21 protein-coding genes are annotated in these 24,260 nt (G+C 58.8%); 5 read left to right on the top strand and 16 right to left on the bottom strand.

Annotation, left to right across the window (positions count from 1 at the left end):
* Complete coding sequence (locus tag B0H98_RS04750; RefSeq protein WP_106373929.1) at positions 1-942, top strand: MlaD family protein; 942 nt, start codon at positions 1-3, stop codon at positions 940-942.
* Positions 939-1,577, top strand: coding sequence for an ABC-type transport auxiliary lipoprotein family protein (locus B0H98_RS04745; protein WP_106373928.1), 639 nt, complete (start codon positions 939-941; stop codon positions 1,575-1,577). The genes B0H98_RS04750 and B0H98_RS04745 overlap by 4 nt, the downstream gene beginning before the upstream one ends.
* Positions 1,578-1,586: 9 nt before the next feature.
* Here the strand turns inward: B0H98_RS04745 and B0H98_RS04740 are convergent, their stop codons facing one another.
* The 10 genes from B0H98_RS04740 to B0H98_RS04695 form a co-directional block, all read right to left on the bottom strand.
* Positions 1,587-3,446: a protein kinase domain-containing protein gene (locus B0H98_RS04740; RefSeq protein ID WP_106373927.1), complete on the bottom strand. Its 1,860-nt coding sequence runs from the start codon at positions 3,444-3,446 to the stop codon at positions 1,587-1,589.
* A 5-nt stretch (positions 3,447-3,451) separates the two neighbouring features.
* Complete coding sequence (locus tag B0H98_RS04735) at positions 3,452-4,708, bottom strand: 2-oxo acid dehydrogenase subunit E2 (protein WP_106373926.1); 1,257 nt, start codon at positions 4,706-4,708, stop codon at positions 3,452-3,454.
* Between the two features lie 16 nt (positions 4,709-4,724).
* Complete coding sequence (locus B0H98_RS04730) at positions 4,725-5,702, bottom strand: alpha-ketoacid dehydrogenase subunit beta (RefSeq protein ID WP_106373925.1); 978 nt, start codon at positions 5,700-5,702, stop codon at positions 4,725-4,727.
* 1 nt (position 5,703) lies between these two features.
* Positions 5,704-6,906, bottom strand: a complete 1,203-nt coding sequence (locus B0H98_RS04725; protein ID WP_106373924.1) for a thiamine pyrophosphate-dependent dehydrogenase E1 component subunit alpha — start codon at positions 6,904-6,906, stop codon at positions 5,704-5,706.
* Positions 6,907-7,040: 134 nt separating this feature from the next.
* A complete protein-coding gene (locus B0H98_RS04720; protein ID WP_106373923.1) occupies positions 7,041-7,763 on the bottom strand; it encodes an ABC transporter permease in 723 nt (240 codons plus the stop codon).
* A 52-nt stretch (positions 7,764-7,815) separates the two neighbouring features.
* Entirely contained in the window at positions 7,816-8,781 is a 966-nt protein-coding gene (locus B0H98_RS04715; protein WP_106373922.1) for an ABC transporter ATP-binding protein, read from the bottom strand.
* Positions 8,778-9,974 carry an ABC transporter permease gene (locus B0H98_RS04710; RefSeq protein ID WP_106373921.1) on the bottom strand — a complete coding sequence of 399 codons (1,197 nt, stop codon included), beginning with the start codon at positions 9,972-9,974 and terminating at the stop codon, positions 8,778-8,780. The genes B0H98_RS04715 and B0H98_RS04710 overlap by 4 nt, the downstream gene beginning before the upstream one ends.
* A 3-nt stretch (positions 9,975-9,977) precedes the next feature.
* Positions 9,978-10,889: a glycine betaine ABC transporter substrate-binding protein OsmF gene (gene osmF / locus B0H98_RS04705; RefSeq protein WP_106373920.1), complete on the bottom strand. Its 912-nt coding sequence runs from the start codon at positions 10,887-10,889 to the stop codon at positions 9,978-9,980.
* Between the two features lie 146 nt (positions 10,890-11,035).
* On the bottom strand, positions 11,036-12,433 hold the full coding sequence (gene cysS, locus B0H98_RS04700) for a cysteine--tRNA ligase (protein WP_106373919.1): 1,398 nt from the start codon (positions 12,431-12,433) through the stop codon (positions 11,036-11,038).
* A gap of 11 nt (positions 12,434-12,444) precedes the next feature.
* Positions 12,445-14,124, bottom strand: coding sequence for a glutamine--tRNA ligase/YqeY domain fusion protein (locus B0H98_RS04695; protein WP_106373918.1), 1,680 nt, complete (start codon positions 14,122-14,124; stop codon positions 12,445-12,447).
* Between B0H98_RS04695 and B0H98_RS04690 the strand changes: the two genes are divergently transcribed.
* From B0H98_RS04690 to B0H98_RS04680, 3 genes are read left to right on the top strand one after another with little or no spacing between them, the layout of a single operon-like run.
* Positions 14,123-14,308 carry a hypothetical protein gene (locus B0H98_RS04690; protein WP_106373917.1) on the top strand — a complete coding sequence of 62 codons (186 nt, stop codon included), beginning with the start codon at positions 14,123-14,125 and terminating at the stop codon, positions 14,306-14,308. The two genes, B0H98_RS04695 and B0H98_RS04690, sit on opposite strands and share 2 nt — an antisense overlap.
* Positions 14,280-14,780 carry a peptidylprolyl isomerase gene (locus B0H98_RS04685; protein ID WP_106373916.1) on the top strand — a complete coding sequence of 167 codons (501 nt, stop codon included), beginning with the start codon at positions 14,280-14,282 and terminating at the stop codon, positions 14,778-14,780. Before B0H98_RS04690 ends, B0H98_RS04685 begins: the two co-directional genes overlap by 29 nt.
* A 13-nt stretch (positions 14,781-14,793) precedes the next feature.
* A complete protein-coding gene (locus tag B0H98_RS04680) occupies positions 14,794-15,567 on the top strand; it encodes a UDP-2,3-diacylglucosamine diphosphatase (RefSeq protein ID WP_106373915.1) in 774 nt (257 codons plus the stop codon).
* 92 nt (positions 15,568-15,659) lie between these two features.
* On the opposite strand, the gene B0H98_RS04675 is transcribed toward B0H98_RS04680, so the two are convergent.
* The 6 genes from B0H98_RS04675 to tig all read right to left on the bottom strand — a co-directional run bounded on the left by B0H98_RS04675 (position 15,660) and on the right by tig (position 24,072).
* Positions 15,660-17,477, bottom strand: a complete 1,818-nt coding sequence (locus tag B0H98_RS04675) for a SurA N-terminal domain-containing protein (RefSeq protein ID WP_106373914.1) — start codon at positions 17,475-17,477, stop codon at positions 15,660-15,662.
* A gap of 147 nt (positions 17,478-17,624) precedes the next feature.
* Positions 17,625-17,897, bottom strand: a complete 273-nt coding sequence (locus tag B0H98_RS04670; RefSeq protein ID WP_087111465.1) for an HU family DNA-binding protein — start codon at positions 17,895-17,897, stop codon at positions 17,625-17,627.
* Positions 17,898-18,087: 190 nt separating this feature from the next.
* Positions 18,088-20,490: an endopeptidase La gene (gene lon, locus B0H98_RS04665; RefSeq protein WP_106373913.1), complete on the bottom strand. Its 2,403-nt coding sequence runs from the start codon at positions 20,488-20,490 to the stop codon at positions 18,088-18,090.
* 190 nt (positions 20,491-20,680) lie between these two features.
* Complete coding sequence (gene clpX, locus B0H98_RS04660; protein WP_106373912.1) at positions 20,681-21,961, bottom strand: ATP-dependent Clp protease ATP-binding subunit ClpX; 1,281 nt, start codon at positions 21,959-21,961, stop codon at positions 20,681-20,683.
* A gap of 74 nt (positions 21,962-22,035) precedes the next feature.
* Positions 22,036-22,653: an ATP-dependent Clp endopeptidase proteolytic subunit ClpP gene (gene clpP, locus B0H98_RS04655; RefSeq protein ID WP_106373911.1), complete on the bottom strand. Its 618-nt coding sequence runs from the start codon at positions 22,651-22,653 to the stop codon at positions 22,036-22,038.
* Between the two features lie 66 nt (positions 22,654-22,719).
* Positions 22,720-24,072 (bottom strand): trigger factor, encoded by a 1,353-nt coding sequence (gene tig / locus B0H98_RS04650; protein WP_106373910.1) that lies wholly within the window; start codon positions 24,070-24,072, stop codon positions 22,720-22,722.
* Positions 24,073-24,260: the final 188 nt, after the last annotated feature.

Raw genomic sequence — 24,260 nt, 5'->3', positions numbered from 1 at the left:
ATGGAAACGCGCGCTCATCACGTTTTAATCGGCCTGTTTACGGTCATTACCGCTGTGGCCGCCCTGCTGTTTGCGCTCTGGATGAGCCAGGCCGCCGGCCAGCGCGATTATCAAGCCTATCGTATTCTGTTCGAACGCAGCGTCAGCGGTCTCTCGGAAGGCAGCACGGTTCAGTACAACGGTATCGAGGTGGGCGATGTCACCGAGCTTACCCTCAACCCTGCTGACCCTCGCCAGGTCATCGCCAGAATTCGTGTGGTGGAGGATGCCCCGGTCAAGATCGATACGCGGGCCAAGCTCGCGTTTGCCAGCATTACCGGCAGCATGTCGGTTCAACTCTACGGCGGCACGCCGGAAAGCCCGCGCCTGATCGACCAGACCGATGAAGACGCGCCGTTTATCAGCGCCGATCCATCCCCCATCGCCACGCTGTTCGAAGAGGGCGAAGAGCTGATCAAGAACGTCAGCGCCATCATGGAAAACGTCAACGAGCTGTTCAACGACGATAACCGCGAGCAGGCGGGCAATATCCTGACCAATGTAGCGCAGATTACCGAGATGATCGCCTCGCAGCAGCAGGCGCTGGATGACAACATGGCGCTGTTCGGCGACGTATCGCGCCAGGCAACCACCACCCTTGAAAGCATTGACGAGCTCAGCCGCGAAGCCAACCAGCTACTCAAGCAAGATGGGCAGCAGGTCATGCAGAGCGCCGCCGACGCCAGCCGCGATGTGGCCCGCGCCGCCCAGCGCATGGAGCAGTTGATCGAGCAGAACGCCGGCGCCGTCGAAAGCACGCTACAGGGTACCCGTGACATTGCGCCGGCGCTGTCTGCACTGCGCTCCACGCTCAATACGCTTGACCGCATTACCCGCCAGCTGGAAGAGAGCCCCAGAGATTTTTTATTGGGCCGTGATCAAGTAGAGGAGTTTCGTCCATGACAGTACGCCACCTTGCCATTTCGTTGACGTCGCTTGCGCTCATGCTGAGCGCGGGCTGCTCGATACTGCCTGAAAACGATCCGCCGACGCTATATCGCCTGCCCGCATCCGAGGCCGCCGCTTCGACTATCTCAAGCCAAGCGAGCGCCGGACAATCGGCCACAAGGCGTTTGGGGATCGCCGCCCCCGAGGCGGGCTACCTGTTAAGCAGCAGTCGAATCGTGGTCTACCCCGAGAACACTCGGGTGAATGTCTATGAAGGCGCCCGCTGGCATGAGGACACGCCGGATCTCATACAGGCACGGCTGATCGATGGGCTTCAGCAGAGCGGCCTGTATACCAGCGTAGGCAGCGACCATTTGCCATCGGATCTTTTGCTGCTAAGTGAGCTGCGCCACTTTCAGAGCGTGTATGAAAACGGCCGGCCAAGCGCGGTCATTCAACTGGATGTACAGCTGGTGGAAGCCGATTCCCGCGCCAGTATCGGCTCGCAGAGTTTTCGTACCTCGAGCCAAGCGGCAGACGTCGAGATACCCGCCGTGGTCGATGCCTTCGGGCGCGCCAGCGATACCCTGGTCGAGCAGTTGACCGCGTGGCTCTCAAAGCAGCGTACCGACGTTGAACCACGCAATTAAAGCACGCGACTAGGACACGCTCGCTTTCCTGGCCTGCTCTCGTGGGTCGCGCGGATAGTAGCGTTCGGGCTGGTTTTCAAGGTGAGTGAAAAAGCGCGTGTCCTTATAGGGCATTTTCATGAATCCGGATACGCCAAGCCCTTCTATTTGGCACACGGCCGCCAGGATACTGGCCAGAAGTGCGCGAAATTCCTGCTCTTTTGCCGGGTCCAGCAGGCGATAGTAGGTGTGAATCTTGAGGTGCTGGGGCAGCGCTTCGAAGATGATCATCCCGGTATGGTGAATGTCGTTGAGCGCCTGTAGCCCGCGCATGATGGCCGCGGGTAGTATCAACAGCTCCTCCGGGTCGGGTCCATCCTCGAAGTAGCTATGCTGCCGGGTGCGATTTTCAAGCTCGGGCATGGCGCTCAGCTCGTAGCCGATGGCCATGGCGGCGTCGGGAATGAAAGCATCCTCGAGTGAGGCGCGCTCCAGATGCAGGGTTTGCCGGGCGTTGAACAGGCAACTCTTGAAGACTCCCTGGCGGTGAATGGCCCGGGCCAGATGCACCATATTGTTGACGGCTTCGATGAAGGCAGGCTTCAGGTCCGGGTCGTGCAGGTTGAGCGATGAGTCGATATACACGCCGTCGCGCTCCCAGCGTACCGCCAGGCCACCGACCACCGGATATTTGCCCAGCCGGCTGACCGAGGCCAGAAAGGCCTTTTCGGTTTCGCCCATGCCCTGCATGAACTGCTTGTAGTAGCGGTCAAGCTGCACGTCGTTGACCTCGTTCAAGGTTTCCTGGACGTTGGCTTCTCTCAAGAACGCCTTGCGCGAGCTGTACACCACCGTATCGATTTCCTGGCGGGCCGAGCGTGACCATACCGGCACCAGCGGCGATTGCGGTGCCGCTGGCAGGTCGATCATGACGACGCGAGCCATGCGCGGCATGGCGTCGAGAAAGTAGTCCCCCGCACGGCGCCGCACCTCGGGGTCGGGGCTCAGCATGCCGTCCAACGTGCGGGCAAACTCCATGGGCAGGCCAAGCGAGCTTGCCGGGATGGCCCGGTGGCCAAACCGGCAGGACTGTGCCGAGGCCAGCGCATAGAGTGTGCCTGCCACGCCCTGTTCATCGAAACGCGGCGAAGAGAGCGCACCGTTGAGCTGCTCTTCGCCGATAAAGTACACATCGCCCAGCCGTGCATTGGTCTGCTGCAGGTTATCGGACATCAGCTCCATCACATTGGCGCCGACGAACTGCAGCCGGGCATCTAGCTGAGCAAATACCGAAGAGCCCCAATCGATCAGCGCCACCGATTCCGTTGGCGGGTCGAAGACCAGGTTGGAGGGCTTGATATCACCATGCACCACGGGGCGCGCATTGGGGCCGGTTTCCTGGCGCAGCGCGATGAGCAGCTCGGCGAGCTGACGGGCAATATGCACGACCAGCCGGGGCGACAGGCGCCCGTGTTTCAACGATATCTGCTCGAGGTTCCAGCCAGGGGCGCGCTCCATTACCAGAATCGACTGCCCGCGGGCGCGCTGATAGGTAATCAGCTGGGGGATGCGCGGGTGCGAGACCTGATCCAGCATGAACGCCTCCTCCTCGAGACGCTCCTGCAGGTGGGTGGGCAGCGTGATACGCGAGAACTTGAAGACATAGTGGGAGTTTGCCCCGTCAGCCTGGCGGTGCGCTGTGGCGCTTCCGGCGAACACGAAGCCGTAGGCGCCCTTGCCGATCAGCTCGATGTCTCGATACCCCAGCTGGGTGAGCTGCGCCTGGCACAGCGCCACCCAGTCCTTCAGTTTTCGCGCATCGTGGTGGCTCAGCAGGTAGACCGACTGCTCTTCAGGAATATAGAACTGCTGCAGAGGCGCCTGGGACATACTGGTCAGGCCAGGTGTAGCAGCATGGTTTCCGGCGCCTCCAGGAAACCTTTCCAGCTGTTGCAGAACCGGGCGATGGTCCCGCCATCGATAAAGCGGTGATCGCCGGCCCAGGTAATCGTCATGATGGCGCGCCGCTGGACCGCGCCCTCGGCATCAAAGCGCGGCAGCCACTGAGTCTTGCCGATGGCCACGATGGCCGCTTCCGGCGCATTGATGATCGGGGCGGCGTATGTGCCGCCAAGCGCGCCGATATTCGAGATGCTGATGGTGCCGCCCTTGAGATCAGCCTGATCTACCCGCCCTTCCCGGGCGGCGGCGGTCAGGCGGCCGACTTCCCGGGCAAGCGCCAGAAGCGACAGGCGCTCCACCCCTTTGACATTGGGCACCAAAAGCCCCGCCTGACTATCCACCGCCATTCCCACGTTGCACTGTGGGTAGTAGTGAAGCTCGTCGCCCGCTTCATTGAGCTGAGCGTTGAGAATGGGGGTTTCGGCAACGGCCAGCGCTAACGCCTTCATGAAGAACGGCATCAGCGTGAGCCGTTCGCCCTGGGCGTCGGCCAGGGGCTTCAAGCGCTCGCGCAGTGCCAGAAGCTCGGTAACATCGATCTCTTCACCGTAGTGAAAGTGTGGAATGGTGGTTGCCGACGCCACCATCCGCCTGGCCATGACCGCGCGCACGCCTCGCAAGGGTTCGATACGCGGTGCACTATCCGCGTGAGGGTGTCGGGCCTGAGGTGCAGGCGCGCCAGACGCAGAAGCCGTCGTACCCTGCTCCAGGTGGGCCAGCACGTCCTCTTTCAACACCCGCCCTGCCTTGCCGCTGCCCGCAATGGCATTGAGTGCAAGGCCATGCTCGCGAACCAGACGACGCACGGCCGGGCTTGCCGGCACTTTACCCTGCGTACGCTCGCTGGGCTGAGAAGTTGTTGCGTCTTCCACCGGCGAGGAAAGCGCAGCTGCTGGTGCTTGCGCGTCAGTGCTTGAAGCGACGGCTTCATCCGTCGTATCTTCGCTTCCTTCACCTTCTGCCTGGTAGGCGTATAGTGGCGCGTGTACCTTGGCAATCTTGCCCTGGGGCACATAAAGTCTTGTCACCACGCCGGCTTCTGGAGCGGTAATTTCCACCAAGGCCTTGTCAGTCATCACCTCGACGATCGGCTGGTCCTCTTCGATGGTATCGCCTTCTGCCACACGCCACTCGACCACTTCGCACTCGACGATGCCTTCGCCGATGTCCGGTAGTTTGAAATCGCTCATTGTTGTTCTCCTGGCGCTAGAAATTAACGCTTTCGCGAATCGCTTCAAAAATTTTCAGGTGATCGGGCAGGTACTCTTTTTCCAATGCCAGTGGAAAAGGCGTATCCAGCCCGGTAACCCGCCTGATCGGCGATTCCAGATAGAGAAAACAACGCTCTTGAACGGTCGCCGCAATTTCACCGGCAAAGCCGCCGGTCAGCGGCGCTTCATGGCTCACTACCAGACGCCCCGTCTTGAGCACGGATTCGACAACGGTGTCGGCATCCCAGGGCAGCAACGAGCGCAGGTCGATCACCTCACAGGCAATGCCCTGCTCTTCGGCAAGCTCCACCGCCTTGCCGATCACTTCCATCTGCGCGCCCCAGCCCACCAGGGTGATATCGCTGCCCTCCTTGATCACTTCGGCCTCGCCTATCTGAAGCTGGTAATCGTCTTCAGGCACCTCGCCGACGGCGGCGCGATATAGGCGCTTGGGCTCTAGAAACAGCACCGGGTCCGGGTCGCGAATGGCGGCCAGCAAAAGTCCTTTCGCCTGGTAGGGGTTGCGCGGCACAACGACTTTCAGGCCCGGCGTATGAGTGAAGTAGGCTTCCGGCGACTGGGAGTGGTAAAGCCCGCCGGCGATGCCGCCGCCGTAAGGCGTACGAATGGTCAGCCCGCCCACGTTGAACAGATCCCCCGAGCGGTAGCGGTACTTGGCGGTTTCGTTGACGATCTGATCAAACGCCGGAAAGATGTAGTCGGCAAACTGGATTTCCGCCACCGGCACCGACCCCTGGGCGGCGAGCCCGTTGGCAAAACCGATGATGCCCTGCTCGACCAGTGGGGTATTGAAACAGCGTGCCTTGCCGTACTTTTCCTGCAAATGACTTGTCGCCCGAAAGACGCCGCCAAAGATACCCACGTCTTCGCCGAAGCAGATGACCTTTTCATCTTCGGCCATGGCGATATCCAGCGCGTTATTGATCGCCTGCAGCATGTTCATGGTCGCCATGTTACGCATCTCCCTGCGCGTCGTTTGCGGTATCTACGTCAAGGTCGAGTGAGCGCGCGCCGCGCGGATAGGCCTCTGGATAGCGGCGGATATGCTTTTTCAGCTGGTCAAACTGGCGCTGAAGCTCTGGAGTGACGTCCGCGTAGACATCGCTTACCAGACTCTCGAGCGGCGGCGCCGTGCGCTTTTCGGCGCGCTTCATGGTATCCAGCACCTCCTGACGCCGCGTCTCCTGCTCGCGGGTTTCCTCCTCCTCGCTCCACCAACCTTTCTTCAACAACCACTTTTGCATGCGCAGCACCGGGTCCTTGAGCCGCCAGGTCTCCTCTTCGCTTTTCAACCGGTATCCGGACGGGTCGTCCGAGGAGGAGTGTGCCGCCAGACGGTAGGTCATGGCTTCGATCAGCACGGGCTGGTTCTGCTCAACCGCAATCTTGCGCGCCTGACGGGTAGCTTCAAACACGGCGAGCACATCGTTGCCGTCTACCCGAATAACGTGCATGTGATAGCCAAAGGCGCGCGGGGCGATACCGTCGGCGGCAAACTGCTCGACAGCGGGTGTGGAGATGGCGTAGCCGTTGTTGCGACAGAAGAAGATGACCGGCACCTTGTGTACCGAGGCCATGTTCAAGGCGGCGTGGAAGTCGCCTTCCGAGGCCGCACCTTCGCCAAAGAAGGTCAGCGTGCAGAGGCCGTCGCCGGCCAGTTTCTGGCCGTAGGCGTAGCCTGTGGCCTGGGGGATCTGGGTCGCCAGCGGCGAGGAAATGGTCATGTAGTGGAGCTTGCGCGAGCCGTAGTGAACCGGCATCTGGCGGCCCTTGCCGTAATCCAGCTCGTTGCCGAACAGCTGATTCATGAACTCGTCGATGGAGAAGCCGCGATACATCAGCGCGCCCTGCTCACGATACTGCGCCATGATCATGTCGGCATCGTCCAGCGCGGCAGCTGCACCAATCACGGCGGCTTCCTCACCGACACACTGCATGTAGAAACTGAGTCGCCCCTGGCGCTGGGCGGCCATCATGCGCTCATCGAGAATGCGCGTGGCCAGCATTGCCTGATAGAGCCTGCGCGCGTGGTCACGCTCAAGGGCGGGCTCGCTGGCGCCACTGTAGAGCTCGCCTTCGGCATCCAGCAGGCTGAAGGTGTCGATCGAAAACTCATCACCGGTCATGAAGGCCGGCTGGTGCACGTGGTTCGTCATCATTATTATCCTTGTTTTACCCCTTTTGAGGGCAGTGTTGTTGGTGTTGACCAATTTCGCCAGTGGATTTATCTGACGAGGGTCAACGCAACTACTGCGACAGTAACGCAGCACAAGGACTTTAGGGATACCACTTAAGACGAAGAGAGACGCTGCCGCCAGCGGGTCTGCATGCTATCGAACAGGCTGTCCAGGGTCAGCGCGAGCAGCGCAATAATCAGGGCGCCCTGCACGACGTAGGCCATGTTGCCATTGATGATACCGGCAATGATCGGGTCGCCCAGGTTGCTGGCGCCTACCGTGGCACCCAGCGCCGCGGTGGCAATATTGATGGTCACCGAGGTACGGATACCGGCCAGGATGACCGGCGCGGCCAGAGGCAGCTCCACCTGATAGAGAATCTGGGCGGGGGTCATGCCCATGGCGCGGGCGGACATCTTGATATCGGCATCGACCTCCTGCAGGCCCGCCAGGGTGTTGCGCACGATGGGTAAAAGTCCGTAAAGCATCAGTGCCATGATGATCGGCAGCGTACCGAACCCAAGTACCGGCACGGCCAGCGCCAGCACCGCTACCGGTGGAAAGGTCTGCCCCAGCGACGCCAGCTGAGCTACCAGCGGTAGAAAGTCGCGACCTCTTTTACGGGTTACAGCAATGCCTGCAGCTACACCCACCGCAATAGTGACCACCGCGGCAACGCCCACCACCAGCAGATGGCGGCTCAGCAGCGCATAAAACGGAGCGCGCTGATAAATGACCTGCCGGGCATCCGGCTCCAGCCAGCGAAAAAGCGCGTCGGCATAGGGAATACCCGCTACGCAGATACACAGCAGTACGCCCCAGAACAGCGGGCGCATCCAGAGGTGATCTTGCGTGACGTGCACGCCGCCAGCAGAGCGGCGAGTTGCGCTATGCGTCACGCGTAGCCCCTTTTTCCAGCTGCGCTTCTTTCACCACCCTGCGCAGTGACAGCTCCCCAATGGGTACATCGTGCTGATCAACCACGGTGAGGCGGTCGGTGTGGTCGCGCAGCATGACGGAAAGCGCCTGGCGCAGGGAGCAGTCGGCCGCAATGCGGTACTGGGACGGTAGTGTTGGCCCAAGCGAGGACATATGATCCTTCACCCGACTGAGTGCCGCCTGCTTCAGACCGCGCTCGAGTCCGCCCAGCAGTGACTCGACAAACGGGTCCTTGGGGCGCTGAAGCAGCGCAAGCGGGGTCCCCTGCTGTACGATCTGGCCGTCGCGCATGACTACCAGGTGATCGGCAAGCTTCAGCGCTTCATCCATATCGTGTGTCACGAAGACCACCGTTTTATGTAGCCGCGCCTGAAGCCCAGCAAGCTCATCCTGAAGCTTGACGCGGGTAATCGGGTCAAGCGCCCCGAAGGGTTCGTCCATCAGCAGGATATCCGGGTCGGCCGCCAGGGCTCGTGCCACCCCCACCCGCTGCGCCTGGCCGCCGGACAGCTGATGCGGGTACTTATGGGCAAACTCTTCGATGGGCAGGCCCAGAAGGCCCATCAACTCTTCCACTCGGGCTTGAACGTCCTCTGCCGACCACTTTAAAAGTCTGGGCACCAAGCCGATATTGCGAGCCACCGTCCAGTGAGGAAATAGCCCGGTGCTCTGGATGACATAGCCGATCCGGCGGCGCAGCTTCACCGGGTCGTACGCTTCAATGGCTTGACCGTCTAAAATGATATCTCCGCTGCTACGCTCGATCAGGCGATTGATCATGCGCAGCGTAGTGGATTTACCACACCCGGAAGTGCCCACCAGCGCACAGAACTTGCCATTGGGCACTTTGAGGCTGATGGCATCCACGGCGGTCTCATCACCAAACCGTTTGGATACCTGGGAAAGCTCGATCATTGAACGCCTCCAGGGCGCAGCGCTTCTGCCAGGGCGCCGAGCGCGGCATCCACCAGTAGCGCCAGTATGAGAATAGGCAGCGCACCGAGCAGTACCATGTCCATGGCCGCCTGCCCAAGCCCCTGAAAGATGAAAGTACCCAGGCCGCCGGCACCAATCAACGCGGCCACCGCGGTCAGGCCAATTGCCTGAACGGTAGTGATACGCACGCCTTCAAGCAGCACCGGCAGCGCCAGCGGCAGGCGCACCTGCCAGAACCGCTGGCTTGCACGCATGCCCATGGCGCTTGCCGCTTCGAGAGTATCAGCGCTGACTTCTTCAAGGGCGATATAGGTATTGCGTACCATGGGCAGCAGACTGTAAGCGACCAGTGCAATCAGCGCTGGCGTATTGCCGATGCCGCTCACGCCCAGCTTTGCAAGCACCGGCACGTTGGCCGAGAGCCAGGCAAGCGGCGCCAGCAACAGGCCAAAGAGCGCCAGGCTCGGAATGGTCTGCAGGAAATTGAGTATTGCAAAAGCCCCCTTCTGGAGCCGTGCGTAGCGCCGCATCAGCAGCGCCAGCAGCGTTCCCAGCACCACACTGATACTCACCGCCACGCTTACCAGCACCACATGCTGGCCTACTGCGCGGATCAGTTGCTGGTCGCGGGCGCGGTACTCCTGCACCAGCGCCAGATCACCAAGCCACAGCCAGGCGCACAGCCACCAGAGAAGCCCTACGCCTGCAAGAATCAGCATCGGCCAGAGGCGGGTCAGTGCAAGACGCAAGCGCAGCTCGATCAGACACAGCAGCAGAACGAACAGCACGACCCAGTAGCCCGCCCCGATACCAAGACGCGCCTGAGGCAGCGCCGGATCGATCAGAAAGTGCCCGGCCACCATCAGGCCAAAGGGCATCAGTGCCAGTATCAGTACCACCACACCCAGCGCCGCCGAGTAGTTGGTGGGGTTTGGCCTGAAGGCCAGCGCGCCCAGTGCCAGTACCAGCAGCGAGGCCAGCAGCGCGCCGGGCCAGCCCAGCGCCTCCATCACCCCCGCCCCGGTGCCTTGAACAATACGGTTGGGGGCCATGCTTACCGCATCGAGCCCCCAGATCGCTGCCAGCATTACCGCACTTAAACTGACCAGAACGACATTAGGGTAACTGCCCCGCCCCAACCTGGGCGCGGGTAGCGCATCCAGCAGCGACATTAATTAGTCATCCAGGCTATCGAGATAATCGCTGGCCACCTGATCAGCCGAAAGGCCGTTAACGGCAACGTTTGCGTTGAGTTCCTGCAGCGTGACTTCGTCAAGGCTTGTGAAAACCTTTTCAAGCAGCGGCGCCATATCCGGGTAAGCGTCAAGCACGCTCTCACGCACTACCGGCGCCGGCTGGTAAACGGGCTGTACGCCTTTGGTGTCTTCAAGCACCAGCAGGCCCAGCGCGCTCAGCCCGCCGTCGGTGCCGTAGGTCATGGCGCCGTTGACACCGCTGGTCTGCTGAGCGGCGGCGCGCATGGTCGCCGCCGTATTGCCACCGGAAAGCACCAGCAGCTGATCATCGCTCAGCTCGAACCCGTAGGCCTGCTGAAACGCGGGCAATGCCTGGGCGGATTCGACAAACTCGGCACTGGCCGCAAACTTGAACTCGCCGCCCTCGGCGATATAGGCCGCCAGGTCGTCCAGCGTTTTCAGGTCATGCTCACTGGCCACATCCTGGCGGATGCTCATCGCCCAGGTGTTGTTGGCACTGGCAGGCGCAAGCCAGACAAGGCCATCTTCGGCGTCCTTGTCGCGCGCCGTCTGATAGGCCTGCTCAGCATTTTTCCATACGTCGCTATCGGCCATATCGTGGAAAAAAGCGCCGTTACCGGTGTATTCGGGATAGATATCGATTTCACCTGCACTCAGCGCGGTACGCACCACATTGGTGGCGCCAAGCTGCAAGCGGTCTTCGGTAGGAATGCCGTTGCGCTCCAGCGTTTGAATGATCAGCTCGCCAAGCACTGCGCCTTCGGTATCAATCTTGGAGGCGACCACGACGGGGTCGTTGGCATTCGCAGCCGACAGTGTAAGCAGCGACAGACTGACGGCAGTGAGTAGCGGTTTCAGCGTAAAGCGCATCTTGGCAATCCTTTCGTAGACGTCTTTTATTGAGCATTGGTCAGGCGTTATACAGCGGACGCTGGCGCCCGCTGTATATAAACCTCAGTATAAGAGGCATTCGAGGGGTTACCAGACGCCGCCCCCAGCGCCTGACAATCGCACACTTACTGGGGTGATTCGATAACCCAGGTCGTCCCCTCTCTCGAGTCCTTGAGGATAATGCCGAGTGCAGCCAGCTCGTCGCGTATTGCATCTGCCCGAGCAAAATCCTTATCCGCCTTCGCCGCCTTGCGTTGCGCAATCTTCTCCTCGATTGCCGCCTCGTCAAGCGCAACTCCCTGCTGCTGGGAGCCTTTCAAGAACGTTTGGGCGGATTGCTGAAGCAGGCCCAGCACATCCGCCAGTTGGCGCAATTCGGCCGCCAAGGCGGGCGCGTTTTCCGGTGTGTCGCTCTTGGCCCGGTTCACTTCCCGTGCCAGGTCAAACAGTACGGCTAGCGCTTCGGGCGTGTTGAAGTCATCATCCATGGCCGTGGTAAAACGCTCGCGATAGGCGCTTGCCGCTTCTATCTGAGCAGGCACGGCCTCGACGCCGTCGAGAGCGGTATAAAGGCGCGTCAGCGATTTACGCGCCTCGACCAGGGAATCCACCGAGTAGTTGATGGCGCTACGGTAGTGGCTTGCCACCAGCAGATAGCGCACCACTTCCGGGTCGTGCTCCGCCAGCACGTCACGAATGGTGAAGAAGTTGCCCAGGGATTTGGACATCTTCTCCTGGTTCACGCGTACTGCGCCGGCATGCATCCAGGTGTTGACGTAGGTCTTGCCCGTGGCAGCTTCCGACTGGGCGATCTCGTTTTCATGGTGCGGAAAGGTCAGATCGGGCCCGCCGCCATGAATATCAAAGGTTTCGCCCAGGCAGCAGGTCGACATCGCCGAGCACTCGATATGCCAGCCGGGGCGGCCGTTACCCCAGGGCGAGGGCCAATGAGCCTCACCCGGTTTGGCCGCTTTCCAGAGCACGAAATCGAGCGGATCCTCTTTATGGACGTCTACCTCTACCCGTGCGCCCGAGCGCATGTCGTCCAGCTGGCGGTTGTTGAGCTTGCCGTAGCCTGTGAACCTGCGCACTCGGTAATACACATCACCATTATCGGCCGGGTAGGCAAAACCTTTATCGATCAGGGTTTCGATCATGGCCACGATATCGCCGATATGCCCCGTTGCACGGGGCTCCTGGCTAGGCGGCAACACGCCAAGGCGCGCTTCGTCTTCGTGCATGGCCGCGATCATGCGCTCGGTGAGTGCCGTGATGCTTTCACCGTTCTCATCGGCACGCTTCAATATCTTGTCGTCGATATCGGTGATATTGCGCACATAGGTGACGTCATAGCCGCGGTGACGCAGGTAGCGGGTAATCACGTCGAACGCCACCATGACGCGGGCGTGGCCAAGGTGACAATAGTCATACACCGTCATGCCGCAGACATACATGCTCACCTTACCCGCGACCAGCGGCGTAAACGGTTCCTTGCGACGTGTCAGCGTATTGTAAATTTGCATATGACGATTCCTTAACCCTTCTGTTTGATTTTCGCCCAGCTGTCTTTCAATCCTACGGTACGGTTGAACACCAGTTGACCCGGCTTGGACAGATGACGATCAGCGCAGAAGTACCCCATGCGCTCGAACTGGAAGCGGTCTTCCGGCGCGGCGTCGGCAAGGCTCGGCTCGCCGATGGCCTGGCAGATGACCAGAGATTCCGTGTTCAGGTGCTCAAGGAAATCGACATCCTTGTCACGATCCGGCTGCTCGACCATGAACAGGTTGTCGTACAGACGTACTTCCATGGGCACACCATGAGCAGCACTGACCCAGTGCACAACGCCTTTTACCTTGCGCCCTTCCGGGTTCTTGCCAAGGGTGTCGAAATCCACCGAGCAGCGCAGCTCGACCACCTCGCCAGCATCGTCCTTGATCACTTCATCACAGCGGATGACGTAACTGTTGCGCAGGCGCACTTCCTTGCCCGGCGCCAGGCGGAAGAACTTCTTGGGAGCATCTTCCATGAAGTCGTCCTGGTCGATGTACAGCTCGCGACCAAACGGCACCTTGCGCATCGCCATATCGTCACGGGCGGGGTGACCCGGCACGTCGTACACCTCTTCGTGATCTTCGGCCACGTTGGTCAGCACGACCTTGAGCGGTTTCAGCACGCACATGGCGCGCGGCGCGTTATCTTCAAGGTCCGAGCGAATCGCGTGGGTCAGCATGGCGATATCGACAAGCCCACCATCGGCCCGAGTCACGCCGATCATTTCGCAGAACTTGCGAATCGAGGCCGGCGTATAGCCGCGGCGGCGCATGCCGGAAATGGTCGGCATACGCGGGTCGTCCCAACCTTCTACAATCTGCTCATCGACCAGCAGCTTGAGCTTACGCTTGGAGGTCAGCGTGTAGTCGAGATTCAGGCGGGCAAACTCGATCTGGCGCGGCTTGCTCGGCACCGGCAGATTGTTCAAGAACCACTCGTAAAGCGGGCGGTGGTCTTCAAACTCAAGGGTGCAGATCGAGTGCGTAATACCTTCGATGGCATCGGACTGACCGTGAGTGAAGTCGTAGGAGGGATAGATCTTCCACTTGTCGCCGGTCTGGTGATGGCTTGCGTGACGAATGCGATAAAGGATGGGGTCGCGCAAGTTGATATTGGGCGAGGCCATATCGATCTTGGCGCGCAGCACTTTTTCACTCTCGCCAAACTCACCCAGACTCATGCGCTCCAGCAAATCCAGATTTTCTTCGACGCTGCGTTCGCGGTAAGGGCTTGGCTTGCCCGGCGCCGTCAGCGTGCCGCGGTATTCGCGAATCTCGTCCGGGGAAAGATCATCCACGTAGGCCTTGCCTTCGCGAATCAGGTGCTGCGCCCAGGCGTAGAGCTGGTCGAAGTAATCAGAGGCGAAGCGCACCGGGCCTGCCCAGTTGAAGCCCAGCCAGCTGACGTCTTCCTTGATCGCATCGATATACGCCTGCTCTTCCTTCGCCGGATTGGTGTCGTCAAAACGCAGATGACACTCGCCACCCATCTGCTCCGCCAACCCGAAGTTCAGACAGATCGACTTGGCATGGCCGATATGCAGAAAGCCGTTGGGCTCTGGAGGGAAACGCGTCACGATTTTAGTGACCTGGCCGCCCTCGATCTCGTCGCGTACTTGGTTGCGAATGAAGTTCGGCGCTGGGGTGGTCTCGTTGGTCATGGTGGTGTTGAAAACCTCGTGGTGGATGGCGTGCCGGGCAACCAAAGCCTACGCTTATGGGTTAGCGCTTCGCGGTGCCGAGCAAAACCGCTATTATAGCGTGACGCCGATGCACAGCGCCAAGGCGAACGCCTTTATTGAACAGGAATTTATCTATGATCGTATTACAGACGAACTTCGGTGACATCACCATCGCGCTCAATCATGAAAAAGCCCCGGCAACTGCGGCCAACTTTGAGCAGTACGTAAAGGAAGGATTCTACGATGGCACCCTGTTTCACCGGGTCATTGACGGATTCATGGTACAAGGCGGCGGCTTTGATCAGGATTTCAACCAGAAGCCGACCCGCGACCCGGTCGAGAACGAAGCCGATAACGGTCTGAAAAACACCGTGGGCACGCTCGCCATGGCGCGCACCCAGGACCCGCACTCCGCGACCGCCCAGTTCTTCATCAACGTGGGCGACAACAGCTTCCTTGACCACAGCGGCAAGAGCCTGCAGGGCTGGGGCTATGCGGTATTTGGCGAAGTGGTTGAAGGCATGGACGTGGTCAACACCATCAAGGCCGTCAGCACTACCCGTCGCGGCATGCACGCTGACGTTCCTGCTGAAGACGTGATTATCGAGCGCGCCTACGTCAAGGAAGCGGAATAATCCCGGGAGCCTTATGCGCACTCTGCTTGTAGCCGATATGCACTTGAGCAGCGATACCCCTGAGATCAATCAGGGGTTCTATCGTTATCTGGAACATACCGCTCAGGGGGCAAACGCTCTCTACATACTGGGCGATCTTTTTGATGCCTGGATTGGCGACGACCTGCTCGATACGCCTCATCCCTTGAGTGCCGTTGCGCACGAGGTGATACAGCGCCTCAGAGCATTGAGTGACAGCGGTACGGCGGTATATTTCTGTCACGGCAACCGCGACTTCCTGCTCGGCGAGCGGTTCATCACAGAATGCCAGGCAAGCCTGTTGCCCGATGTGCAGGAAGTCGAACTTGAAGGGGTACCCGTGGTTCTGCTTCACGGCGATAGCCTGTGTACCCAGGATGACGCCTATATGGCCTTTCGACAGCAGTCGCGCGACCCCGAGTGGCAGGCGCAGATTCTTGCCCTGCCCCTTGAGCAGCGCATGGAGCTTGCCAAGAGCCTGCGCATGCAGTCCGGGGATGCAAACGCCGGCAAGGCCGAGGCGATCATGGACGTGACCCATGAAGAAGTCGTCGCGGTCATGGAGCGCTTCGGGATAACCACCATGATTCACGGCCATACGCACCGCCCCCAGGTACATGAGTTGACCGTTGAAGACGTACCTGCCAAACGGTTTGTTCTAGGCGACTGGGATGCGCAGCACGGCTGGGATATCGTGATTGACTCATCAGAGCACCATCCCGCTCCGGCGCTTCGTCAGTTTCCGTTGAACGCGCCACCGGCTGCCTGATTGACCTGAGCGTGGCAATCGCCGCGGCTCGAGCGTAAAGCAAAAAGCCGATCAAATGATCGGCTTTTTGTCTTAGAGCACTACTTGAAACGCTAGCGTTCGATATCCGCGTCGCGATACAACTCGGCTATCAAGCCCTGAATGACCGCCTGAGCGCGCAGTTGCTCGGCCATCTGCGTGACAAACCCCTGCATCTGCTCGTCAGCTTCGCCATCTGTGACGTCATCCAGTGCGACAACGGCCACACCCTGGGGCAAGTTGATCGCCCGGTAGCGGCTCTCTCCGGCCTCGGGATGCGGCATCCTGAACACTTCCTGGATCAGTACCTGCGGCAGCGTACCCTCGGACTGACGACTGACATTGGTCGCTTCCTGCCAGTCAATATCGATGGTCTCGCCCGCCTCAAGCTGGGCGGTCATTGCCCTCGCCTGCTCGAGCAGGGCCTGCTGACGCTGCTGAGAGGCAACCGCCTGTTCAACCTCGTCGCGCACCTCATCGAGCCCGATCAGCGCGGCCTCACGGTGCTCCGCCACACGCAGCACCAGGCGGCGGTCATCGTCCAGCTCGATGACTTCGCTGTTGTAGCCGTTTTCGAGCACTTCTTCGTTGAACGCCTCATCCAGCACGCCCGGCTCTGAAAGCACGCCCTCGCCCTCACCGCGGGCAAGCCAATCGGTCTGGTTGAGTGTCAGATTCAGATCGTCTGCCACGCTTTGCAGGTCATCGGCGGCGAAGCTTTCGTCAATGAGCTGCTGCACCTTGGCATTGAAATCGTCGTTGACTTCATTCAAGGCAACGTTCTGGCGCAGCACATCGCGCTGCTCTTCAAAAGTGGGTGCTTCAATCTCGGTTACTTGAACAATATGGAAAGCGCCATCCATTTCCACGACGTCAGACACCTGGCCCTCTTCCAGCGAGAAAGCGGCGTTATCGAACGCCTCGCCAAAGATACCGCGGGAAATGACGCCTAGATCGCCGGCTTCTTCAGCACTCGCCGTATCATCGGAGTAGCGAAGCGCGGTATCGGCAAAGGATTCACCTTCATCCAGTGCTTCACGGGCCGTATTGGCAATCTCCTGCGCCTCTTCACGGCTGCGCTCATCGCCAAACGTGACCATGATGTGCGAAACGCGCCGGTCTGCATCGCGGTTCTGCTCGCGCCAGGCATTGCGCAGCGCCAGCTCATCGACATCGCTTTCTTGCGCCATGGCCTGGCGATCGATCAACACGTACTCGACCCGGACCTGCTCAGGGCGTTCGAAACGCGCCTGGTTGGCATCGTAGTAAGCCTGTATCTGCTCATCAGTGACGTTGATGTCGGCATCGGCATCGTTGCTGTCCAGCAGCACATAGCGGAAGCTGCGTGCCTGGCGCTGCAGCTCGGCCAGACGCGCCTGTTCACCCGGCAGGCTGAAATCGCTGAACGCAAGGCCTTGCTGGAGCTGCTGGCGCTTGATATCCAGACGCAGGTCCTGACGGAAGGATACCGGCGAGTACCCGGCACCCGCTAGACGGTTACGGAAGATATCGGCAGAAAAGCGGCCGTTATGATCATGAAATTCGGGGAGACCAACGATGATCTGGTCCAGCTGGGCGTCAGATACGTAGAAACCACCGTCGTCTGCGTACTGGGTCAAAAGCTGCTGAGTGATCAGTTGATCAAGCATGTCGTTGCGCAGGGCACGCTCCTGCTCTGGCGGCACCTGACCCGAGCGTAGCGCGCGCTGCACTTCAAGCTCAACCTGCTGACGCATGATGGGCTCGCCGTTGACACTTGCGACTTCATTGGGATCACTGCCAAATACGCTGAACAGGGATTCCACACCGAACAGCGCCATGGCTGCCACCATGAGACCGATAATAATTTTGGCGCCCCAGCTTCTGGAGCCATCTCGAATACTTTGCAGCATGCTAGCCTCAGATCAACACAGCCATACAAATACACCTTCGTCGTCCGAAAAACGTTTTCGGATAACCCCTTAAATACCCGCCCAGAAAATAACATGGGCGCATCGCGGATGCGATGCGCCCATTAGCTTACCGTAAACGCGGGTCAATTAGTTGACGGCGTCTTTCAGAGCCTTGCCTGCTTTGAAGCCAGGAACTTTTGCCGCTTTGATTTCGATGGGCTGGCCAGTCTGCGGGTTGCGGCCCGTACGTGCAGCACGCTCTTTGATTGCGAAGGTACCAAAACCTACCAGTGAAACGCTTTCGCCTTTCTTGAGGCTATCGGTGACAGACTCCACCATGGCATCCAATGCGCGGGTTGCCGCTGCTTTAGGAATATCGGCAGACGCGGCAATGGCTTCAATCAGCTCGGACTTATTCACACTTCACCCCTTAACTGTTTCAAAAAATGGCTCTGAACGGCACGGTCACCAGAAGGTACAACCTCAAAGCATAGCTGCGTTTTATAGCAATGCCTTGAAACACCTGTCAAGCAAACGCGCCGTGAAATGCCCATTGCATAAGGCTTTGGGCAAATTTACTAAGTAAAATTAAAGACCGATGGCTTTAACATCAATGGGTACTGGCAACGGTCGTGGCATTGAACGATGCGTCAGCGCTCTTTAACGACGCACTGCCACCGTTTTCATCACTCACCAGCGCCACCGCCAATACATCATCTATCCAACGTACCGGGCGAATATCCAGTGGTCCTTTGATATTTTCCGGTACTTCCTTGAGATCACGGCGGTTTTCTTCAGGAATCAGGACGGTCTTTATACCACCACGGCGGGCTGCCAGCAATTTCTCCTTTAGCCCACCAATCGGCAATACCTCGCCACGTAGGTTCACTTCCCCGGTCATGGCCACATCGCAGCGTACCGCGCGCTGAGTATAGGCTGACACCATGGCGGTTACCATTGCGATGCCGGCGCTCGGGCCATCCTTGGGCGTCGCGCCCTCGGGTACGTGGATATGCAGGTCTTCGCTCTCGAACCGCGCAGGGTCGATACCAAAGCTTACCGCACGCGCCTTGACGACCGTTTGCGCGGCGCTGACCGATTCTTTCATCACATCGCCAAGCGAGCCTGTCTTGTTGATACGCCCCTTGCCTGGCGTTACCACCGACTCGATGCTCAGAAGCTCTCCACCTACGGAGGTCCAGGCAAGGCCCGTCACGCGGCCTACCTGATCATCCTGCTCGGCCAGTCCGTAGCTATAGCGCCTGACGCCTGCATAGTCTTCGACCTGCTCTGCCGAAAGGGTCTGCGTCTTCTCGAGTTTCTTCTTCTCGAGACGCTCGCGCAGCACCTTACGGCTTACCTTGGCAATCTGACGCTCAAGCTCACGCACCCCGGCTTCCCGGGTGTAATAGCGGATCAACTCAAGCAGCGCGTCGTCATTGAGGGCCAGCTCGTTATCCTTGAGGCCATTGGCCGCCAGCTGCTTGGGCAGCAGGTAGCGCTTGGCAATCGCCAGCTTCTCGTCTTCGGTATAACCCGGCAGACGAATGATCTCCATGCGGTCCAATAGCGGACCCGGGATATTCATCGAGTTGGCCGTACAGATGAACAAGGTCTCGGAAAGATCGTAATCGAGCTCGAGATAGTGATCACTGAAGCTGTTGTTCTGCTCAGGGTCCAGCACCTCAAGAAGCGCTGACGCGGGGTCGCCACGGTGATCCATGCCCAGCTTGTCTACTTCATCCAGCAGAAACAGTGGGTTCTTGACACCCGCTCGGCTCATACGCTGCATCAGCTTGCCGGGCAGCGAGCCGATGTAGGTACGCCGATGCCCGCGAATTTCCGACTCATCACGCACGCCACCCAGTGCCAGTCGCACATACTTGCGGTTGGTAGCCCGAGCTATCGACTGGCCAAGTGAAGTCTTGCCCACCCCGGGCGGGCCCACCAGACACAGTACCGGCCCTTTCATCTTGCGCACGCGCTTCTGCACGGCCAGATACTCGAGAATCCGTGCCTTGACCTCTTCCAGGCCGTAGTGGTCTTCATCGAGCACTTCCTGCGCCTTGACCAGATCATGCTTGACGCGGGTGCGCTTTTTCCAGGGAATAGCGACCAGCCAGTCCAGATAGGAGCGCACAACCGTGGCTTCCGCCGAGTTGGTCGCCATCATCTTGAGCTTGTTGAGCTCTTGCGTCGCCTTGTCGGATGCCTCCTGGGGCATTCCCGACTCCTTGATCGCCTGCTCGTACTTTTCTGCCTCGTTGGGCACGTTATCAAGCTCACCCATCTCTTTCTGGATGGCTTTCATCTGCTCGTTGAGATAGTACTCGCGCTGAGTCTTCTCCATCTGCTCCTTGACCCGCGAGCGGATGCGCTTCTCGACCTGCAGCAGGTCAATCTCGGACTCGATAAGCGCCATCAGGTGCTCGATACGATCGCGCACCCGGTCCATTTCCAGAAGCTCCTGCTTGTCGCCAATCTTGAGCGACAAGTGAGCGCAGATGGTGTCCACCAGCCGGCTGGGGTCTTCAATGCCGGAAAGCGAGTTGAGCACCTCATTGGGCACTTTCTTGGAAAGCTTGACGTACTGCTCGAACTGGTTGAGCAGCACACGCACCAGGGCTTCCTGTTCACGACTGGTCAGCGGTTCGCTTTCACGTGGAGAAAGGGTTGCCTGGGTATAGCCGGCTTCGTTCTCTTCAATTTCGAGTACGTCGGCACGGAAACTGCCTTCGATGAGTACCTTGACCGTGCCATCGGGCAGCTTGAGCAGCTGCATGATGTCGGCCACGGTGCCCATGGCGTACAGGTCGGAGTTGTCCGGCTCGTCCTGAGAGGCTTCACGTTGAGCCACCAGCAGTACGCGTTTATCAGCCTCCATCGCCGCTTCGAGGGCCTGGATCGACTTTTCGCGCCCCACAAACAAGGGGATAACCATCTGCGGGTAAACCACGACATCCCGCAATGGCAATAGGGGTAGACATTGAGTCTGTTCGGCGTTCTGCTGCATCGCAGACGTTCCTCAACAAATGGGATGCGCACTTGATAAAATGACGGATCAAGTACATCACTGTATGAAAAGTACTACGCAGTGTAGAGCATGCTACGCAGTGACACCTTATGAACAACAAGGGGTCGCATAGGCGACCCCTTGGTTTGGCGCAAGCGGCTGACGCTAGGCCGCGGCTAGCAACCCGCGATTACCCGTCAGTACCGTCAACCCGAGCTTCTTCCTGGTTGGAGTACATCAGCAGCGGCTCGCTTTCACCAGCAATCACCGACCCATCGATGACGACTTTGCTGACATTATCCATCGAAGGAATTTCATACATGGTGTCGAGCAGTACTGACTCAAGAATAGAGCGCAGACCACGCGCGCCGGTCTTGCGCTCCATCGCCTTGGAAGCCACTGCACGCAGCGCCTCGTCTCTGAACTCAAGCGTCACGCCTTCCATTTCAAAGAGCTTGGCATACTGCTTGACCAGCGAGTTTTTCGGCTCAGTGAGAATCTGGATCAGCGCATCTTCGGTAAGCTCAGTCAGCGTGGCGATGACCGGCAGACGGCCGACGAACTCGGGAATAAGGCCAAACTTGACCAGATCTTCCGGTTCGACATCCGCCAGAAGCTCGCCGACACCGCGCGAAGACTCTTTGCTCTTGACGCTGGCGTTGAAGCCGATACCGCCCTTCTCGGCACGATCGCGAATGACTTTATCCAGACCGGCAAAGGCACCGCCGACGATGAACAGGATATTGGCAGTATTCACCTGCACAAATTCCTGCTGCGGATGCTTGCGCCCACCCTGAGGCGGTACCGAGGCGGTAGTGCCCTCGATCAGCTTGAGCAGGGCCTGCTGTACGCCTTCACCCGATACGTCCCGCGTAATCGACGGATTATCGGACTTGCGAGAAATCTTGTCGATCTCGTCGATATAGACGATGCCGCGTTCAGCTTTCTCGACGTCGTAATCGCACTTCTGCAGGAGTTTCTGGATGATGTTTTCTACATCTTCACCCACATAACCTGCTTCCGTCAGCGTGGTGGCGTCCGCAATGGTAAAAGGTACGTTCAATAGACGCGCCATGGTTTCCGCCAGCAGCGTCTTGCCGCTACCAGTGGGGCCGATGAGCAGAATATTGGATTTACCTAGTTCAACATCGCCATCACGCACGTCGGTTTTCAGACGCTTGTAGTGGTTGTAAACCGCGACAGACAGCACCATCTTGGCGCGGTCCTGTCCGATGACGTAGTCATCCAGTGTATGGCGAATTTCGCGAGGCGTAGGTAAACGCTCCTCATCGCTCTCGGCATCGGCTTCGAGAACTTCCTCGCGAATGATGTCATTACACAAGTCGACACACTCATCGCAGATATATACGGACGGGCCAGCAATCAGCTTACGTACTTCATTCTGGTTTTTTCCGCAGAACGAGCAGTAGAGTAATTTGCCACCTTCATCCTTGCCTTTGCCGTCGGCCATTAGCGTACCTCTATCACTGCGGCGGCTTGCACCGCCATAAAAGCTCGTTAGAAAAGCAAAACCTCATCACGCTATCAGGATGTAGGCCGCTTATCCAGCACTGCGTCAATCAAGCCATACTCTTGAGCTTTATTGGCGCTCATGAAGTTGTCGCGATCCGTATCACGGGCAACCGTTTCCAGATCCTGACCGGTGTGGTGGGCAAGAATCTGGTTCAGCTTCTCACGGATACCCAGAATCTCACGTGTATGAATTTCGATGTCAGACGCCTGGCCCTGATAGCCACCCAGCGGCTGGTGAATCATGACGCGTGAGTTGGGCAGGCAGTAACGCTTGCCGGCAGCACCTGCGGTCAGCAGCAGCGCGCCCATGCTGGCCGCCTGGCCAATACAGACGGTAGATACGTCAGGCTTGATGAACTGCATGGTGTCGTAAATCGACATACCCGCGGTTACCGAGCCGCCCGGCGAGTTGATATACAGATGAATGTCCTTGTCCGGATTTTCCGACTCGAGGAACAGCATCTGAGCAACCACCAGGTTGGCCATGTAGTCTTCAACGGGGCCGACCAGAAAAATGACACGCTCTTTCAGCAGGCGCGAGTAGATATCGTAGGCTCTTTCCCCTTTGGCGCTCTGCTCAACCACCATGGGCACTAGACCGCCGGCGTTTTGAATATCAAATTCACTCATTCAGGTGATTCCTTGCGTCCGGTGAGGGAAAGGCGCACCGCTTGGGGTGCGCCGCTTACGGGGTACTTAGGCGTTTGCCTGCTCGCCCTCTTCGGCACCCTCGTCTTGCTCAGCCTGCTGCTGAGCCGCAGCCAGTGCTTGCTGATAAGACATTTCAACGTCTTTAACGTTCGTCTGTTCCAGAAGCTTATCAACCGCTTTCTCTTCAAGAATGGCTGACTTCACCTGGGTCTTCAGTTGGTCATTGCTCATGTAGTACTCAACCACCTCGGAGGGGTCTTGGTACTGCTCGGCAAGCTCTTCAACCTTCGCCTTGATAGCGTTGTCATCGGCGTCAAGTTCGTTGGACTTGATCACTTCAGCCAGCAGCAGGCCTACCTGAACACGGCTCTTGGCCTGCTCTTCAAACAGTTCATTGGGCAGTTGGCTGACATCGAAGTCCTCGCCCAGGCCGAACTGCTGCGCGGCCTGACGCTTCATGGCGTCAGTTTCCTGCTGAACAAGAGCACTCGGCACAGGAATATCGTTCGCCTGTTTCAGCGCATCCAGCACCTGCTGCTTGACGCGATTGTCGACTGCCTGTGACGCTTCACGCGTCATGTTCTTCTTGATCTCGGCGCGGAATTTTTCCTGATCGCCGTCTTCAACACCAAAGCGCTCGATGAAGGTAGCGTCCACTTCGGGCAGCTGCTGGGTGCTGACCTTGTGTACGGTGACCTTGAAGCTCGCTTCCTTACCCGCCAGGTGCTCGGCCTGGTAATCAGTCGGGAAGGTTACATTGATCGTCTTCTCTTCACCGGCCTTGGCACCGATCAGCTGCTCTTCGAAACCCGGGATAAAGCTATTGGAACCGATAACCAGCGCGTGACCTTCAGCGCTGCCGCCTTCAAACGGCTCGTCGCCAATGAAGCCCTGGAAATCGATGGTTACCTGGTCGCCATCCGCCGCCGCTGCATCGGTTTCCTGCCAATCGGCATTCTGCTTGCGCAGCGTTTCGATCATTTCATCAACGTCGGCATCGCTTACGTTGACGACGGGTCGCTCAACCTCGGTGCCTTCGATAGAGGCCAGCTCAACCTCGGGATAGATCTCCATGATCGCCACGAACTCAAGATCCTTGCCTTCCTGATTCACTTTCGGCTCGATCTGAGGATAGCCGGCAGGATTGAGGCTTTCGTCTGTAATGGCACGCACGTAGCGCTCGCGCATCACTTCGCCTACGACTTCGCTGCGTACGCTGTCGCCGTAACGCTGACGAACCACTGCCATCGGAACCCGGCCCTGGCGAAAACCATTCAGGCGAACGTTTTTCGCGGTGTCTTTCAAGCGAGTGCTGACAGCCTCGTCGATTTCGGCAGCCGGTACCTGAATAGTGATACGGCGTTCGATCTGGGAGGTTGTCTCGACGGAAACTTGCATGAATTGTCCTCTAGCGGCTGGGCGTCATGTTGACTGTGTTTAATAAGATCAAAGGGGCAATTTTAAGAACCCTGGCGCACGGTGGCAAGCGCCATGCTCGCAAGATGGGGGCGCAGGCATTAATTACAAGGCAATAAGTGACTTATTTATTACTTTCCGGGCCTGAATCACTGTAACGTTGAGTTGAT

Origin of the sequence: Vreelandella songnenensis (assembly GCF_003002925.1) — a bacterium.
Lineage (GTDB): Bacteria > Pseudomonadota > Gammaproteobacteria > Pseudomonadales > Halomonadaceae > Vreelandella > Vreelandella songnenensis.
This window is presented reverse-complemented; position numbering and strand designations above follow the sequence as displayed.